This window comes from Mycobacterium sp., from assembly GCF_035570115.1.
Taxonomy (GTDB): Bacteria; Actinomycetota; Actinomycetes; order Mycobacteriales; family Mycobacteriaceae; genus Mycobacterium.
On record NZ_DATMLH010000138.1, the window covers coordinates 1 to 15,572 of the forward strand.

The 15,572-nt window shown below is 65.3% G+C and carries 17 protein-coding genes; 12 read left to right on the top strand and 5 right to left on the bottom strand.

What is annotated here, in order from left to right:
- The first annotated feature begins 17 nt into the window (after positions 1-17).
- A complete protein-coding gene (locus tag VNW74_RS13190) occupies positions 18-698 on the top strand; it encodes a helix-turn-helix domain-containing protein (RefSeq protein ID WP_325677479.1) in 681 nt (226 codons plus the stop codon).
- Here VNW74_RS13190 and VNW74_RS13195 read toward each other — a convergent pair.
- Positions 614-994 (bottom strand): hypothetical protein, encoded by a 381-nt coding sequence (locus VNW74_RS13195; RefSeq protein WP_325677481.1) that lies wholly within the window; start codon positions 992-994, stop codon positions 614-616. The two genes, VNW74_RS13190 and VNW74_RS13195, sit on opposite strands and share 85 nt — an antisense overlap.
- Before the next feature lie 38 nt (positions 995-1,032).
- Positions 1,033-1,767 carry an enoyl-CoA hydratase/isomerase family protein gene (locus VNW74_RS13200; RefSeq protein ID WP_325677483.1) on the bottom strand — a complete coding sequence of 245 codons (735 nt, stop codon included), beginning with the start codon at positions 1,765-1,767 and terminating at the stop codon, positions 1,033-1,035.
- A gap of 125 nt (positions 1,768-1,892) precedes the next feature.
- Between VNW74_RS13200 and VNW74_RS13205 the strand changes: the two genes are divergently transcribed.
- The 5 genes from VNW74_RS13205 to VNW74_RS13225 are packed head-to-tail and all read left to right on the top strand — an operon-like array spanning position 1,893 to position 6,928.
- Positions 1,893-3,431: an AMP-binding protein gene (locus tag VNW74_RS13205; protein ID WP_325677460.1), complete on the top strand. Its 1,539-nt coding sequence runs from the start codon at positions 1,893-1,895 to the stop codon at positions 3,429-3,431.
- Positions 3,432-3,477: 46 nt separating this feature from the next.
- Positions 3,478-4,668: an amidohydrolase family protein gene (locus tag VNW74_RS13210; RefSeq protein ID WP_325677462.1), complete on the top strand. Its 1,191-nt coding sequence runs from the start codon at positions 3,478-3,480 to the stop codon at positions 4,666-4,668.
- Between the two features lie 32 nt (positions 4,669-4,700).
- A complete protein-coding gene (locus VNW74_RS13215; protein ID WP_325677485.1) occupies positions 4,701-6,104 on the top strand; it encodes a FadD3 family acyl-CoA ligase in 1,404 nt (467 codons plus the stop codon).
- A gap of 26 nt (positions 6,105-6,130) precedes the next feature.
- Positions 6,131-6,730 carry a fatty-acid--CoA ligase gene (locus VNW74_RS13220; protein ID WP_325677487.1) on the top strand — a complete coding sequence of 200 codons (600 nt, stop codon included), beginning with the start codon at positions 6,131-6,133 and terminating at the stop codon, positions 6,728-6,730.
- A 12-nt stretch (positions 6,731-6,742) separates the two neighbouring features.
- A complete protein-coding gene (locus tag VNW74_RS13225) occupies positions 6,743-6,928 on the top strand; it encodes a (2Fe-2S)-binding protein (protein WP_325677464.1) in 186 nt (61 codons plus the stop codon).
- Positions 6,929-6,940: 12 nt separating this feature from the next.
- Here VNW74_RS13225 and VNW74_RS13230 read toward each other — a convergent pair whose 3' ends face one another.
- Positions 6,941-8,635 (bottom strand): alpha-keto acid decarboxylase family protein, encoded by a 1,695-nt coding sequence (locus tag VNW74_RS13230; protein ID WP_325677466.1) that lies wholly within the window; start codon positions 8,633-8,635, stop codon positions 6,941-6,943.
- Between the two features lie 68 nt (positions 8,636-8,703).
- On the opposite strand from VNW74_RS13230, the gene VNW74_RS13235 reads away from it, so the two are divergent.
- From VNW74_RS13235 to VNW74_RS13245, 3 genes are read left to right on the top strand one after another with little or no spacing between them, the layout of a single operon-like run.
- Positions 8,704-9,150 (top strand): SRPBCC family protein, encoded by a 447-nt coding sequence (locus VNW74_RS13235; protein ID WP_325677468.1) that lies wholly within the window; start codon positions 8,704-8,706, stop codon positions 9,148-9,150.
- Entirely contained in the window at positions 9,147-10,220 is a 1,074-nt protein-coding gene (locus VNW74_RS13240) for a CaiB/BaiF CoA-transferase family protein (RefSeq protein ID WP_325677470.1), read from the top strand. The genes VNW74_RS13235 and VNW74_RS13240 overlap by 4 nt, the downstream gene beginning before the upstream one ends.
- Before the next feature lie 39 nt (positions 10,221-10,259).
- Positions 10,260-10,727 carry an SRPBCC family protein gene (locus VNW74_RS13245; protein WP_325677472.1) on the top strand — a complete coding sequence of 156 codons (468 nt, stop codon included), beginning with the start codon at positions 10,260-10,262 and terminating at the stop codon, positions 10,725-10,727.
- A 21-nt stretch (positions 10,728-10,748) separates the two neighbouring features.
- Here VNW74_RS13245 and VNW74_RS13250 read toward each other — a convergent pair whose 3' ends face one another.
- Positions 10,749-12,185 (bottom strand): wax ester/triacylglycerol synthase family O-acyltransferase, encoded by a 1,437-nt coding sequence (locus VNW74_RS13250; RefSeq protein ID WP_325677473.1) that lies wholly within the window; start codon positions 12,183-12,185, stop codon positions 10,749-10,751.
- Between the two features lie 63 nt (positions 12,186-12,248).
- Between VNW74_RS13250 and VNW74_RS13255 the strand changes: the two genes are divergently transcribed.
- On the top strand, positions 12,249-12,704 hold the full coding sequence (locus VNW74_RS13255) for an SRPBCC family protein (RefSeq protein WP_325677474.1): 456 nt from the start codon (positions 12,249-12,251) through the stop codon (positions 12,702-12,704).
- Here the strand turns inward: VNW74_RS13255 and VNW74_RS13260 are convergent.
- Entirely contained in the window at positions 12,670-13,887 is a 1,218-nt protein-coding gene (locus VNW74_RS13260; RefSeq protein WP_325677475.1) for a pyridoxal phosphate-dependent aminotransferase, read from the bottom strand. The two genes, VNW74_RS13255 and VNW74_RS13260, sit on opposite strands and share 35 nt — an antisense overlap.
- Before the next feature lie 205 nt (positions 13,888-14,092).
- Here VNW74_RS13260 and VNW74_RS13265 point away from each other — a divergent pair, with 205 nt between their 5' ends.
- Together VNW74_RS13265 and VNW74_RS13270 are read left to right on the top strand one after the other, a co-directional pair.
- Complete coding sequence (locus VNW74_RS13265; RefSeq protein ID WP_325677476.1) at positions 14,093-15,304, top strand: acetyl-CoA C-acetyltransferase; 1,212 nt, start codon at positions 14,093-14,095, stop codon at positions 15,302-15,304.
- Positions 15,305-15,308: 4 nt separating this feature from the next.
- A partial coding sequence (locus tag VNW74_RS13270) for an enoyl-CoA hydratase-related protein (RefSeq protein WP_325677477.1) occupies positions 15,309-15,572 on the top strand: 264 nt, incomplete at its 3' end.

The window sequence follows — 15,572 nt, forward strand, 5'->3', positions numbered from 1 at the left end:
GAGTTTGGAGCCAAGGCATGACTTCGGCGCGCAGAATCGGGGCACCCGACGCCAAGAACCGCGGCGTGCTGCTCGACGCCGCTGAACAGTTGATGCTCGAAGAGGGTTATGCCGCAGTCACTTCCCGTCGTGTCGCGGAGAAGGCGGCGCTGAAGCCGCAACTCGTCCACTACTACTTCCGCACGATGGACGAGTTGTTCTTGGCGGCGTTCCGCCGCCGCGCCGAACAAGGCCTTGAAGTGCAAGCGCAGGTGTTGCAGGCGCGGCAACCATTGTGGGCGCTGTGGCGGTTCAGCACCGATCCGGCGGCTACCGCGATCACGATGGAGTTCATCGCGCTGGCCAACCACCGCAAAGCGCTCAAAGCCGAAATTGCCTACTACGCGGAGCGTTTCCGCGACGAGCAACAAAAGGCGCTGACGACGGTCCTCGGTCGCTACCGCATCGACCCGGCGGAGGTGCCCCCGCTGGTGTGGTCGGTGCTGATGACAAGCGTCTCCCGGGTCCTGGTGATCGAGCAGGTCCTCGGCATGTCCGCCGGGCATGCCGAAACCGTCGAGTTCGTCGAGCGTTACCTCTACCGGCTGGAGGGCGACCCTGAGGGTTTGCCGGCTCACCAGTTACGCAGCGAACAGAGCACGCCCTTGGCGCCGTCCTTCGAGACGACCACCGCCCCGTCGACGATGAGAGCACAGTGAAACTGCGGCGTGCCCGGCTCGGTACCGGTGCTGACTGTGACCATGGCGTAGTCGTTGGGATCCGACAGCATCACCACCGGTGAGACCCAGGGGTGGCCCGGCGCGATATCGGCTTGGACGTTGGGCGTGAACTGGTAGGGGTTGTGGCTGTAGTCGGAGAACTTTTGCGGCTGCTGATCCAGGTAGTAGATGTCGGCATAGATGGGACTGGCGGCCGTGACGACATACCTGACCGGATGCATGACCGGGTCATCCGCCCGTGACGGCGCGGCGAAAGTCGTAGCGGTCACCACCATCGCCAACGTTGCGCCCAGCAGAGACCTACTGACTGTTTTCACATCGCACCTCCTACCTTGGCGCTGCGGTTCATCACCCGATCGGCGGCTCGCCAGTGCGCATCGCCAACCCATAACCGCGCAAACGCTTTCACGGCTTCCTCGGGCGAGACCCCGTCGATGACACGCTTGATCTCGCCGGCGGGACGGGCCGAAAGTGCCCGCGCCACCCGTCGCCAGTCCTGGTCGAAGGTGGATCGCGGCAGCACCTGGTCGATCAGTCCGATTCGTTCGGCATCTGCGGCATCGAGCACGGTGCCGGTTCCGGCCAACAGCAGTGCCCTGCTCTTGCCGACCAATGCGGCCAACCGCTCGGCGCCGCCCCAGGCCGGCATGATCTCCAGGGTCACCTGATTGAAGCCGATCTTGATGTCGTCGGCGGCCAGGCGGATGTCGGCGGCCACGGCGACCTCGGCCCCACCGCCGAGCGCGTGACCGTTGAGTGCGGCGATCACCGGCGCGGGAAAGCTCGCCAGCCGGTCGCAGATCGATCGCATCCGCCGGGCCATCGCCGCCGCGTCTTCCTCGGTCCGGATTGTGCTGAGCTCTTTGAGGTCCCCGCCGGACACGAACGCCCGGTCACCGGCCCCGGTGATGGCCAGGGCGCTGGCGCCCTCGGCCGCATCGAGCGCCTTCTCCAACTGGTCCATCGTCTCCAGGGAGATGGCGTTGCGCGCGTGTGGACGGTCGATGGTGAGCACCGCAAGCCCCTGGTCGAACTCCACGTCCACCATGCGCCGCTTCCCATCGCGCGAAATTGGCATTCTCCTCAGCGGAGAATAGCATCGGCTCGTTTAGTCATAGTCTTCTTACAGCCGTCTCAAGGACCCTAACGTTTGCCGGTCGGAGGCTAGAGCCAATGCGCAATATTCCCGTCGAACTGGTGACGCGATACGAGGAATCGGGCTGGTGGACCCGCGAGACCCTCGGGCAGGTGCTGGCCGACGGGTTGCACGCCGCTCCGGACGCGCGGTTTCGCGCGTATTCGGCGGTACGGCCATGGGCGGGCACGCTCGGAGACGTCGAGCACGTGGCCCGTCGGCTCGCGGCCGGCTTGCGCGCCCGCGGCGTCGGCGCCGGTGACGTGGTCGCTTTTCAGCTGCCGAACTGGATGGAGGCCGCTGCGACGTTTTGGGCGGCGGCGTTCCTGGGGGCGGCTCTGGTGCCGATCGTGCACTTCTACGGCCGCAAGGAGCTGGCGCACATCCTGTCCTCCGCCAAACCGCAAGTGTTCGTCACCGCCGAGGAGTTCGGCCGGATGACCTATCAGCCCGATCTGTGTTCGGAGGTTCCGATCGTCGGGCTGGTCGGCCGGGACTTCGACGATCTGCTCGCCGACGAACCGATGGCCGGCACCGTCGCTGCCGACCCAGCGGGACCCGCTTTGATCGCGTTCACCTCCGGCACGACCAGCGCGCCCAAGGGCGTCGTGCACAGCCATCGCAGCCTGGTCTGCGAGGCGCGTCAGCTGTCCGGCCAGATCCGGTCGATCGGCGACAACCAGCTGACCGCAACACCGGTCGGCCACTTCATCGGAATGCTTGCTGCTTTGCTGATCCCGGTGCTCAACGGTGGGTCGGTGCATCTGATCGACAACTGGGATCCGGCCGAAGTGCTGGCGTTGATGGACCGCGACGGCCTCACCCTTGGCGGCGGCCCACCCTACTTCGTCACCAGCCTGCTCGATCATCCCGATTGCACGCCCGCGCATCGGGCCCGGATCAAGACCCTCGGACTGGGCGGGTCGACAGTACCGGCGGCGGTGACCCGACGGCTCTCGGATCTGGGCATCATCGTGTTCCGGTCCTACGGCAGCAGCGAGCACCCGTCGATCACCGGGTCGACGTTGGACGCGCCGGAAGACAAGCGCCTGCTCACCGACGGCAACCCGATGCCGGGAGTGGAGATCCGGTTGGCGGCCGACGGCGAGATAATGAGCCGCGGCCCAGACCTGTGCCTGGGCTACACCGACGATGCACTGACCGCCGCCGCCTTCGACGACGACGGCTGGTATCACACCGGCGATATCGGCGTGCTCGATGCGGACGGCTACCTCACCATCACCGACCGGAAGGCGGACGTCATCATCCGCGGCGGCGAGAACATCAGCGCGGTGGAAGTCGAAGAGGTGCTGCTCGGGATGCCCGGTATCGCCGAGGCTGTGGTGGTCGCGGCCCCCGACGCCGGCCTTGGTGAACGCGTCGCCGCCGTGCTGCGGCTCAAGCCGGGCCACGCATTGCCGACGGCCGACGACGTGCGCGCGCATTTCGCCGGGCAAGGGGTGGCCCGGCAGAAGTGGCCGGAGATCTTGCTCGAAGTCGCCGACTATCCGCGCACGGCGAGCGGCAAAGTGCAGAAGCGTCTGGTGCGTGACGGCATCCAGAGCACGTTGCGCTAGCCTCGGGGTGAGAATATTATTCTCACAAATTGCGAAGGAGGATTTCATGGGGCAGTTGTCGCACCGCGAGGACGTTCCGTTCCCGCTCTTTGACGCGGATAATCACCTCTACGAGCCGCCGGAGGCGCTGACGAAGTTCCTGCCCAAGGAGTACAAGGGCTACGTCCAGTACGTACAGGTCGACGGGCGCACCAAGATCGCGATCCGCGGCCAGATCAGCAACTACATTCCCAACCCGACCTTCGAGGTCGTCGCCCGGCCGGGTGCCTGGGAGGAGTACTTCAAGTTCGGCAACCCGGAAGGCAAGACCAAGCGCGAACTGTTCGGTGAGCCGATGCGTGCGATCCCGGCGTTCTTCGAGCCCGGCCCACGCCTGGAGCAGATGAACGAGTTGGGAATGGACCGCACCCTGATGTTCCCGACTCTGGCCAGCCTGCTCGAGGAGCGGCTGCGCGACGACCCGGTCGCCATCCACGTCCTGATCCATTCGCTGAACCAGTGGCTCGATGAGGTCTGGGGCTTCAACTACCAGAACCGCATCTTCACCACCCCCGTCATCACCCTGCCGATCGTGGAGAAGGCGATCGAGGAGCTGGAGTGGGTAGTCAAGCGCGGCGCTCGATGCATCTTGGTCCGCCCGGCACCGGTTCCCGGCTTCCGTGGTCCCCGGTCGTTCGCGCTGCCCGAGTTCGACCCGTTCTGGGAGCGGGTCGTCGAGCACGACCTGCTGGTCGGCATGCACTCCAGCGACAGCGGCTACTCCCGGTACACGTCCGAGTGGGACGGTGCCGACCAGGAGATGCTGCCATTCCAAACCAATGCGATGGGCATCCTCAACGAGTGGCGGCCGATCCAGGATTCGGTGGGCTCGTGGGTGATCCACGGCGCGCTCTACCGCCATCCCAAGCTGAAGGTCGCGATCGTCGAGGCCGGTTCGAAGTGGATGTTGCCGCTGCTCGACGGCCTGGCGGAGGTCTACCGGAAGGCCCCGGAAGCTTTCCCGAGCGACCCCGTCGAGATGATCAAGAACCGAATCCACGTCAGCCCGTTCTTCGAGGACGGCATCGACGATCTGGTCAACCTCGTCGGTGTGGATCAGGTGCTGTACGGCTCGGACTGGCCGCACCCGGAGGGGCTGGCGGAGCCGACCTTCTACATCAACGCGCTGGCGCACCTGCCGGTCGAAGATCAAGCAAAGATCATGGGCGGTAACCTCGGTCGTCTCGTCACGGTGTGACAGGCCGGCTAAACTGGCAGACCATCCCCGAGATGGTCTTGAGCGCGGCGGACCGCTTCGGCGACGCAGAAGCGATTGTCGACGGTCCGCTGCGCTTCACCTTCACCGAAGCTGTCGAGCGAATACGCCGCGCTGCAGGCGCTTTCGCTGACCTCGGTATCGATCAAGGCGATCGGGTCGCGGTCTGGGCGCCCAATTCCGCGGAGTGGATCATCGCGGCGTTCGGGCTGCTGGCTGCGGGTGGTGTGCTGGTACCGGTCAACACCCGGTTCAAGACGGACGAAGCGGCCGACATCATCACCCGCAGCGGAGCGAAAGCCGTTCTGGTGCAGAAAGGATTCTTGGACCAGGACTACACCGCGCCCGCGGGGATACCGGTCGTCGAGCTCAAATCCGACTTTCTCTCCAGTGGTTCGCCGTTCGAGCGCACCGTGAACGGCACCGACGTCTCGGACATCATCTTCACCTCGGGCACGACCGGCCGCCCGAAGGGCGCGATGATGAATCATCGCCAAACGCTGCGCATGTACGAAGAGTGGTCGACACTGGCTGATCTGCGCGAAGGCGACCGCTATCTGCAGATCAACCCCTACTTCCACACCTTCGGCTTGAAGGCGGGCCTCGTCACGTCCTTTCTGCGCGGCGCGACGATGCTGCCGGTCGCGGTATTCGACGTCGATGCCGTGGTGGATCTTATTGAACGCGAGCGCATTACGATGCTGCCCGGCCCGCCGACGCTGTACCACTCGTTGCTGGCTGTTCGCGACAAAGCCAGGCTGTCGACTCTGCGAGCAGGCGTGACCGGCGCCGCCGACATCCCCGTCGAACTGGTTCGTCGCATACACGGCGAACTGCCGTTCCAGACGCTGATGACCGGTTACGGGCTCACCGAGGCGGGCAACGTCACCTTGTCGCGGCCCGGTGACTCCTTCGAGGATGTGGCCACCACCGCGGGCCTGCCCTGCGAGGGAGTGCGGGTTCGCGTCGCCGAGGACGGCGAGGTGCTGGTCCGCGGCTATGGCGTGATGCAGGGATACCTGGACGACCCGGACGCCACCGCGAAGGCGATCGACGACGAGGGCTGGCTGCACACCGGCGACTTGGGGAACTTCGATGCGGCCGGTCGGCTGCGCATCGATGGGCGTAAAAAGGACATGTTCATCGTCGGCGGGTTCAACGCGTACCCGGCTGAGATCGAGGGCTTCATGTTGGAACACCCCGCGGTTGCTCAGGTCGCGGTGATCGGTGTTCCCGATCAGCGGCTCGGCCAGGTGGGTAAGGCCTTTGTGGTGCCGAAAGCATTGGTCTCCGAGGACGATTTGATCGCCTGGTGCCGCGATCGGATGGCTGGTTTCAAAGCCCCGCGGTATGTTGAGTTTCTCAGCGAGCTGCCGCTGAACGCGACCGGCAAGGTGATGAAGGACCAACTTCGGTGAGCTCCCCAGATCCGCAAGCGCATTCAATGGTCATCGCGTCGGACTATCGCGTGCCCAACCCGGAGCGGGTCTGGCCGCTACTGCAACGCCGCAAATCGGAGTTGGCCGGTATCGGTGCGCACCAGGTGCTGGTCTACACATCGACACATGACTACGGTCGCGTGCTGGTGACGATCCGTGTGCGCAGCCGAGAGCCGATTGTGGAACTGCTACGGTCGCGAGCGTTCTTCGACTGGTTCGATTTGGTTGGTGTAGAAGACATTCCGGCGGTCTTCGCCGGTGAGATCGTCGAGCGGTTCGAGGCGTCGCCACCGTCGAACCCGGCGCCTCCCAGCGTGGTGGTCGCCGCGATCGCATCGGTCGACGACGTGTCCGTCCTGACCCAGGAAGTGCGCGCGGGGCTGACCAGGTTCGCCGCGGCAGGTGTCCGAAAGACGTGGATCTTCCGAGCGTTCGACGACGGGCACGAGGTGATGATCCTGCAGCATCTCGACGACGAGGATTCCGCGCGGCGCTGGATCGATCATCCCGACATCGCGGCCCCGTGGATAGCCAGGGCTGGGGTGGGCGCATACCCGCCGGTGTTTGTGGGCAAGTTCTTCGACATGATGCGGATCGACGAGTGAACGGACCACTCGGTGTTCGTCTGCCTGTGTAACGGCATCACCAGCCAGGTGGTGGCCGACGCCATCGCCAAAGGGGCATTGACGACCAATCAGATCGCCGCGGCGTGCGGGGCGGGTGCTGACTGCGGCCGATGCCGGCGCACGCTGCGCTCGCTGCTCGGCGCATCGACCGCGGATCGGGGTCGGTTGCGCGGCTGAGCGACAAGCAGTTCAGCGACGCGGGCTGCCATCCGGAGATGTGGGTCGGGCCAGATCGTTCAACAGGTCCGGGGCATCCAGGCGCGGCACGACCGCCTCGATGAGCACCATCCGGTCCCGGTGGTTAGCCGCCGCGACGAAGGCGTCGTCGAGCTCGCCGTAGGTTTGGGCCCGAAACGTGAGATGGTTGGTCACACCGAGCGCGTTGGGAATCTCGGCCCAACACCAGCTCACGATGTCGTTGTAGGGCTCGTCCTTTCCGTGGATCATCCGTTCGACGGTGTAGCCGTCGTTGTTGACCACGACGATGACCGGCGACAGGCCTTCCCGGGAGAAGGTGCCAAGCTCCTGAACCGTCAGCTGCGCGGCGCCGTCGCCGATCAGTAACACCGGACGCCGATCTCGATGCGCGAGCCCCGCGCCGAGTGTGGCGGGCAGCGTGTATCCGATCGAACCCCACAACGGTTGGCCGATGAAGGTCACGCCGCGGGGAAGGCGGTGAGTGGCCATGCCGTAGAAGGAGGTGCCCTGATCCGCAAGCACCACATTGCCGGGTGTCAGTGCCTCGCAGAACCTGTCCCACAAGACTTTTTGGCTGAGGGGCTCGTCGCGGTCAAGGGTTTCCACGAACACGTCGTCGGGCGTCGATGCGATGGGTGGAGAGGTGATCCCACGGCGGATCATAATCGTAGTCAGCGCTTCCAGCGCGGCCTCCATCTCCAGCGGCGCGAACACCTGATTGCCGACCGTGCTCTGCTGTACTGCGACGTCGATGGTCTTGGCCGGATCGATGCGCTGGCTGAAGAAGCCGCTCACCATGTCGGTGAATACGACTCCTGCGGTCACCAGTACCGGCGCTTCTTCGATCGCCCGGCGCACCGGTTCGGCGCTGGCCGCGCCGGCGTAGATACCCAGGAATTCCGGCGCGCTCTCGTCGACCAGGCTTTTGCCCCACATCAGCGTGGCATGGGGTACCACGTCGGCGGCCAGCAGTGCCTCGAGCTTGTCGACGGCGTTCAGACGATGGACCAAGAGGTCGGCCAGCACGGTCAATCGTTGGTCTGCGATGAGTTCGGCTGCGGCTTCGGTAAACAGAGCAAGGGCCCGTGGGCTGGTACCCCCGGTATAGCGTGGCAACGGTGCGGTAGGCCGCTCGGTTTCGAAGCGCGCGACGTCGGTGGGCAGCAGAAGGTATCCGGGCCGCCGCTGCTCCCGTACCTCGCTGAGCACCCGGTCGATTTCCCTGGTGGCCGTCGCTGGCATGAGATTGGCTTGGGCACAGGTGATTTCGCGGCTTACCCGCAGGAAATGCTCGAAATCGCCGTCGCCCAGCGAATGATGCAGAGCCCGACGAGTGCCCTGCGCGTCTTTCGATGGCCCGCCGACGATGTGCACCACGGGCACATGCTCGGCGTAACTGCCCGCAATCGCATTGGCCGCCGAGAGCTCGCCGACCCCGAATGTGGTTAGCACAGCTGACATTCCGCGCAGACGGCCGTATCCATCGGCGGCATAGCCGGCATTGAGTTCGTTGGCGTTCCCGACCCACCGAATGTCGGGATGGGCGACGATGTGGTCAAGGAATTCGAGGTTGTAGTCGCCGGGGACTCCGAAGACTTCGGAAACGCCGAGCTCTACCAGGCGGTCCAGCAGGTAGTCACCGACGGTGTAGCGGGGAGCGACCGGCTCCGAAACACGAACAGTCACGACGACGAGGCTACGCGTCTGCGGTCGAAAACGCCCTCCCCGCGGCGCTACCTCGCTATCGTCCGGACATGGCAATCAACGAAACCCGCGAGATAGTCATCGAGGCGACCCCGGCGGAGATCCTCGCTGTCATTGCCGATCTGGAGTCGCTGACCGAGTGGTCGCCGCCGTACCAGAGCTCTGAAGTTCTCGAGAGAGACACGGAAGGACGACCCATCAAAGCCAAGATGAAGGTGAAGACGGCCGGGATCACCGATGAGCAGGTCGTGGCCTACACGTGGAGCTGCAACAAAGTGAGTTGGACGTTGGTCAGCTCGGCCCAGCAGCGTTCGCAGGATGCCTCGTACACGTTGATACCGGACGGCGAGCGCACCAAGGTGAAGTTCCAGATCAGCGTCGACCCAGTGGTACCGCTGCCCGGCTTCGTCCTGAAACGCGCCATTAAAGGGAGCATCGACGCAGGGACCGAGGGCTTGCGTCAACGGGTGCTGAGCATGGGTAAGGGCCGGGCTTGACCGGGCCGCTGGCCGGTGTGCGAGTTATCGAACTTGGCGGCATCGGACCGGGCCCACACGCCGCGATGGTGCTCGCGGATCTGGGCGCCGACGTGGTTCGGGTTCGGCGTCCCGGCGGACTGACGATGCCTGCCGAGGACCGCGACCTGCTGCACCGCGGAAAGCGAATCGTCGACCTGGACGTCAAGACGGATCCGCAGGCACTCCTGGAGTTGGCCGCCAAAGCCGACGTGCTGCTGGACTGTTTCCGGCCCGGCACCTGCGAGCGCCTCGGCGTCGGCCCCGACGATTGCGCCACGGTCAACCCGCGGCTGATCTTCGCCCGCATCACCGGATGGGGACAGGATGGTCCACGCGCCAACACCGCCGGCCATGACATCAACTACCTGTCCCAAACCGGGGCGCTGTCGGCGCTGGGCTACCGCGACCGGCCGCCGATGCCGCCGCTGAATCTGGTCGCCGACTTCGGTGGCGGTTCGATGTTCGTGTTGCTGGGCATCGTGGCGGCGTTGTACGAGCGAGAGCGGTCCGGGGTCGGTCAGGTGGTGGACGCGGCGATGGTCGATGGCGTCAGCGTGCTCACGCAGATGATGTGGACGATGAAGTCGACCGGAGCTCTGCGCGACGAGCGTGAAGCATTTCTGCTCGACGGCGGCGCCCCGTTTTATCGCTGCTACGAGACCGCCGACGGTAAGTACATGGCCGTCGGCGCAATCGAGCCGCAGTTCTTCGCCGAACTGCTCGCCGGGCTCGGATTGTCGCCCGACGAAGTTCCGAGCCAATTCGAAATCGGTTTGTACCCAAAGATGTTCGAGGTTTTCACCACACGGTTCGCGAGCAAGACCCGTGACGAATGGGCGGAGATATTCACCGGCACCGACGCGTGCGTCACCCCGGTGCTGACCTGGAGCGAGGCCGCCGCCGACGCGCATCTGATCGCCCGGGCGACGGTGATCAGTGCCAACGGCGTCGACCAGGCCGCGCCCGCGCCGCGGTTCTCCCGCACACCGGCCGGACCGGTCGGGCCACCGCCGCGAGCAACGACACCGCTGGGCGAAATCGGCTGGTAATCAACCCGTCAGCCGGGTCGCCTTGCTAGCTTTGACGTAGTGGCCGTACGAGCATCGCGAGAGATCCTCATCGACGCGCCGCCGGAAGTGATCCTGGAAGCGCTGGCCGACGTCGGGTCGCTGTCGTCGTGGTCACCGGTGCACAAGCGGATCGAGGTTCTCGACTGGTACGCCGACGGTCGACCCCACCACGTTAAGGCGACCATCAAGATCTTCGGGCTCGTCGACAACGAAATCCTGGAATATCACTGGGGTCCCAATTGGGTGGTGTGGGATGCCGACGATACCTTCCAGCAGCGCGGGCAGCACGTGGAATACAACCTGCAGCGGGTGGGCGTCGATAAGACCCGGGTGCGTTTCGACATCACCGTCGAACCGTCCGGGCCGGTTCCCGCCTTCGTCGTCAAGCGGGCGAGCAAAATCGTGTTGGACGCCGCGACCAAGGGACTGCGGGATCAAGTCATCGGCTTAATGGGATCCGACCTGGGATTGGATCAGCCGAAATAATCGGCGTCAGGCTCAACCAGCTCAGCTCGCGCCGACGAGCAACCCCTGAAACGCGTGCTCCATGCAGTCGGCATACGTCGCCGGGTCCGGCAGGGCGTCGCGGTCCGCGGTAGCGCTGATCGACAAAGTTCCGTTGTAGCTCGCAACGACATGAATAAGGTTCAGGCCGCCTATCAGCGGCCCGAGGCCGGCGGCGCGTACGAGTCGCGCTCCGCTGAAGAAGATCGGTTCGGTTGGTCCTGGCACGTTGGTCACGGTCGTATTGGCGACGGTCGGGCCAGAGAACGGAAGCACGCTCGCGGCCCGCGCAGTCGCTCCGAGCAGTGCGGTCGGCACTGTTCCGATGAGATCGAGCAGCTGGGCCCCGGTCGACTTATCCGACCCCGAACGGCTCCCCGCGGTCGACGCGGCGATCGAGGCAAGCCGTTCGAGCGGATCGGCGATGTCGGTACCGAGGCTTTGCAACCGGCCGAACAACGCGTTTCCCTGGCTGGTCTGGTCGCCCTTCTCGCGCAGTGACATTGGGCACGCCGCGACGAGCGATTCGTCGGGAAGTTCTCCGTGGCCATCCAGATACTCGCGAAGGGCGCCTCCCACGTAGGCGAGCGCCACATCGTTGACGGTCGAGCCGGGGACGCTCGCCTTGATCCGCTTGAAATCGGCAAGATCGTGAAACCGGGCCTCGAAGACCCGGTGCGGTGACACCGATTGGTTGAAACGCGTCTTCGGTGGAAACAACGGCCCGCCACCCTCGGCAACCCTGGACACGACACCGCCGACCAGCTTCCCCGGCAGGCCGGCTAAACCGCGCACTGCCTTGGGAGTGCTCGACGCGAGCACTGCGCCCGCCCGCAAAGGATGGAGCGCCGCGTTAATCGCCATGCGCGAGAGTAAGTTTGCGGCCGTTGGAAGAGGGGCGGGTCGCCAGGGACTATCGGGCCCAGCGGGGCGTGGGCTATCAGCGGCAAGGTCGTGCATTGCCGCCATCATCGCAACGCTCGCCATGCCGTCGACCGCACAGTGGTGCAACTTCAACGCCATCGCGAACGAGCCTCTCGGCACTCCCGGCACGGAATTCAGTCCCTCGATGACAGTGATCTCCCACGGCGGACGTCGCAGGTCGATCTGTCGGGCGTGCAGTCGCGCGACCTGGATACACAGCTGCCGCCAGTCACCAGGCTGCGGCAACCCGATATGACGGACGTGATACTCAAGATCGAAGCTGGGGTCATCTACCCAATAGGGCCTATCGAAACCGCCCGGCAGCTCGGTCAACCGCCGCCGAAAGACGTCCGCGAGATGCAGCCGGGCGTCGAGCTCGTCAAGAATCCCCTTGAAGGTCACCTTGCCGCCGGGGGCGGTCGAGGGGTCATAGATCAGCAGCATCTGAATCTGTAATGGCGTCGCTGGTCTCTCCGCGCGCAGCATCATGTCATCGGTCCAACTCAGCTGCTGCACATACCCCAGGGTAAGCCGCTCAACCTGGTCCGCGAAGACCGCCGCGTTGCTAACTTGCTAGTAGTGGCCGTACAAGCATCGCGAGAGGTTGTCATCGACGCGCCGCCGGAGGCAATTCTGGAGGTGCTGGCCGATGTCGGCTCGGTGCCGTCGTGGTCCCCGGTACACAGACGGGCCGAAGTCATCGACACTTATCCCGACGGTCGCCCACACCACGTGAAGGTCACGGTCCGGATTGTCGGCATCGTCGATACCGAGGTGCTCGAGTACCACTGGGGGCCGGACTGGCTGGTGTGGGATGCCGACAAAACTTTGCAGCAGCATGCCCAGCACGTCGAGTACACCCTGCAGCGCGAAACCGATGAGAAGACGCGGGTGCGATTCGAGATCACCCTCGAGCCGTCGGCGCCACTGCCGGAGTTCCTGGTCAACCGGGCCCGCAAGAAGGTCCTCTATGCCGCGACCGAGGGCCTGCGACGGCGGGTTATGGCTGCCGCTGGTTCGGATCGGCCGAGATAGCCGACCCGTCTCGCAGGCGTGCCAGTCGCCGTATCGCCTCGTCGAGCGTGTCGTCGCGCTTACAGAAGGTGAAGCGCACCAAGTGATTCCACTCCATGTAGTCACTTGCAGCGGGATCGCAGAACGCTGTCATCGGGATCGCGGCCACCCCAACCCGTTCCGGTAGCGCGGCGCAGAATGCCGTGCTGTCGTGGTAACCCAACGGACGCGGATCGGCGCACAGGAAGTAGGTGCCCGAGCTGTCGTGCACTCGAAATCCGACCTGCGCCAACCCGGTCGCTAGCCGGTCGCGCTTATGCTGCAACGAGGTTCGCAGCGCTGCCACCCAGGTATCCTCGGTGTTCAGCGCATGCGCGACGGCAGGCTGAAACGGCGCGCCGCCGACGTAACTCAGATACTGCTTGGCCGCCCGCAGGCCGAGAATGAGTTCGGCTGGCCCGCAGGCCCATCCGATCTTCCAGCCGGTGCAGTTGAACATCTTCGCCGCACTCGAGATGGTAATCGTGCGCCCGGCCATCCCGTCGAAACCGGCCAGCGGCAAGTGCCGGCGGCCTGCAGGGGGCGAGTACACCAGGTGCTCGTAGACCTCGTCGGTGATGACCAGCAAGTCGGTGGCCACTGCGATTTGGGCGATGGCGGCCAGCTCGGCCTCGCTGAGCACCGTGCCGGTGGGGTTGTGCGGCGAGTTGACGATCAACGCCCTGGTGCGCGGTGTCACCGCACGCCGCAGCGCGTCGGTATCGAGCGCAAAGCCGCGACCGTCGGGCACCAGCGGCACGATGACCCGCTCGGCGCCGGCCATTGCCACCACCGGGGAGTAGGAGTCGTAGAACGCCTGGATCAAGATCACCTCGGAGCCCGGCTCGACCAGGCCGATTACCGCCGCCGCGATGGCTTCGGTGGCCCCGACCGTCACCAGCACCTCGGTGTCCGGGTCGTACTCGACTCCGAAGTGCCTCTTGCGCTGTGCTGCGACCGCCTCGCGCAGCGGCGCGATACCGATTCCCGGTGGATATTGGTTGACGCCCTCGGCGATGGCGTCCTGTGCGGCCTTGAGCATTGCCGGCGGCCCGTCTTCGTCGGGGAAGCCCTGGCCGAGGTTCACCGCGCCGACCCGGGCGGCCAGCGCCGACATTTCCGCGAACACCGTGGTCGCATAGGGTTGCAGTCGCGACACCGTCATGGGTGTCGAGGGTATGCGTCGGCGCCCGAGTGTGCGGCCAGCTTCACGTTCGGTGTCGAGTGTGCGGCCAGCTTCACGTTTGACGTGGAAGCGGCCCAACCAACAGGTTGATCGGGCGCCCTGTTAGGGTGGGCGACAGAGGACTAGCGTCCCAAGGACAGATCCAAAAACCCCGGTGTTGAACTCAGTGGAAAGAGAATCACCCATGTCCGAAGAAGCCTTCATCTACGAGGCCATCCGCACGCCGCGCGGCAAGCAGCGCAACGGGTCCCTGAACGAGGTCAAGCCGCTGAACCTGGTCGTCGGTCTGGTCGACGAGCTGCGCAGGCGCTTCCCCGACCTCGACGAGACGCTGATCAGCGACATGATCCTCGGGGTGGTATCACCGGTCGGCGACCAGGGCGGCGACATCGCCCGGACCGCGGTGCTGGCGGCCGGGCTGCCCGAGACCACCGGTGGCGTCCAGCTGAACCGGTTCTGCGCCTCGGGTCTGGAAGCCGTCAACACCGCCGCGCAGAAGGTGCGCTCCGGCTGGGACGACCTGGTGCTGGCCGGCGGTGTCGAGTCGATGAGCCGCGTCCCGATGGGCTCGGACGGCGGCGCCTGGGCGACCGACCCCGAGACCAATTACCAGGTCGGCTTCGTGCCGCAAGGCATCGGCGCCGACCTGATCGCCACCATCGAAGGCTTCTCCCGCGAGGACGTCGACGCCTACGCGCTGCGCAGCCAGCAGAAGGCCGCCGACGCCTGGTCGGGCGGCTATTTCGCGAAGTCGGTCGTGCCGGTGCGTGACCAGAATGGTCTGGTCATCCTCGACCACGACGAGCACATGCGGCCCGACACCACGCCGGAAGGCCTGGGCAAGCTGAAGACCGCATTCGACGGCATCGGCCAGATGGGCGGCTTCGACGACGTGGCGCTGCAGAAGTACCACTGGGTGGAAAAGATCAACCACGTCCACACCGGCGGCAACAGCTCCGGCATCGTCGACGGCGCCGCGCTGGTGCTGGTCGGTTCCGAAGCCGCGGGCAAGTCTCAGGGACTGACCCCGCGGGCCCGCATTGTGGCCACCGCCACCAGCGGCTCGGACCCGGTCATCATGCTCACCGGCCCGACGCCCGCCACCCGTAAGGTGCTCGACCGCTCGGGCCTGACGATCGACGACATCGACCTGTTCGAGCTCAACGAGGCGTTCGCGTCGGTGGTGCTGAAATTCCAGAAGGACCTCGGCATCCCGGGCGAGAAGCTCAACGTCAACGGCGGCGCCATCGCGATGGGCCATCCGCTGGGCGCCACTGGCGCCATGATCACCGGCACCATGGTCGACGAGCTCGAGCGCCGCAACGCGCGGCGCGCGCTGGTCACGCTGTGTATCGGCGGCGGCATGGGTGTCGCCACGATCATCGAGAGGGTTTAAGACCATGGCAGAGAACACCATTGCTTGGGACAAGGACTCCGACGGCATCGTCACCCTGACGTTGGACGACCCCACCGGGTCGGCCAATGTGATGAACGAGCACTACACCGAGTCCATGCACAACGCGGTCGAACGCCTTGTCGCCGAGAAGGATTCGATCACCGGCGTCGTCATCACCAGCGCGAAGAAGACCTTCTTCGCCGGTGGCGACCTGACGACAATGATCAAGGCCCAGCCGGAGGACGCAGGCGAGTTCTTCAGCACCGTC

Bases quoted from the DNA above. Each gene is read 5' to 3' on its own strand.
- VNW74_RS13190 (WP_325677479.1), top strand. From the start codon at position 18: ATGACTTCGGCGCGCAGAATCGGGGCACCCGACGCCAAGAACCGCGGC.
- VNW74_RS13195 (WP_325677481.1), bottom strand. From the start codon at position 994: ATGGTGGTGACCGCTACGACTTTCGCCGCGCCGTCACGGGCGGATGAC.
- VNW74_RS13200 (WP_325677483.1), bottom strand. From the start codon at position 1,767: ATGGTGGACGTGGAGTTCGACCAGGGGCTTGCGGTGCTCACCATCGAC.
- VNW74_RS13205 (WP_325677460.1), top strand. From the start codon at position 1,893: ATGCGCAATATTCCCGTCGAACTGGTGACGCGATACGAGGAATCGGGC.
- VNW74_RS13210 (WP_325677462.1), top strand. From the start codon at position 3,478: ATGGGGCAGTTGTCGCACCGCGAGGACGTTCCGTTCCCGCTCTTTGAC.
- VNW74_RS13215 (WP_325677485.1), top strand. From the start codon at position 4,701: ATGGTCTTGAGCGCGGCGGACCGCTTCGGCGACGCAGAAGCGATTGTC.
- VNW74_RS13220 (WP_325677487.1), top strand. From the start codon at position 6,131: ATGGTCATCGCGTCGGACTATCGCGTGCCCAACCCGGAGCGGGTCTGG.
- VNW74_RS13235 (WP_325677468.1), top strand. From the start codon at position 8,704: ATGGCAATCAACGAAACCCGCGAGATAGTCATCGAGGCGACCCCGGCG.
- VNW74_RS13260 (WP_325677475.1), bottom strand. From the start codon at position 13,887: ATGACGGTGTCGCGACTGCAACCCTATGCGACCACGGTGTTCGCGGAA.
- VNW74_RS13265 (WP_325677476.1), top strand. From the start codon at position 14,093: ATGTCCGAAGAAGCCTTCATCTACGAGGCCATCCGCACGCCGCGCGGC.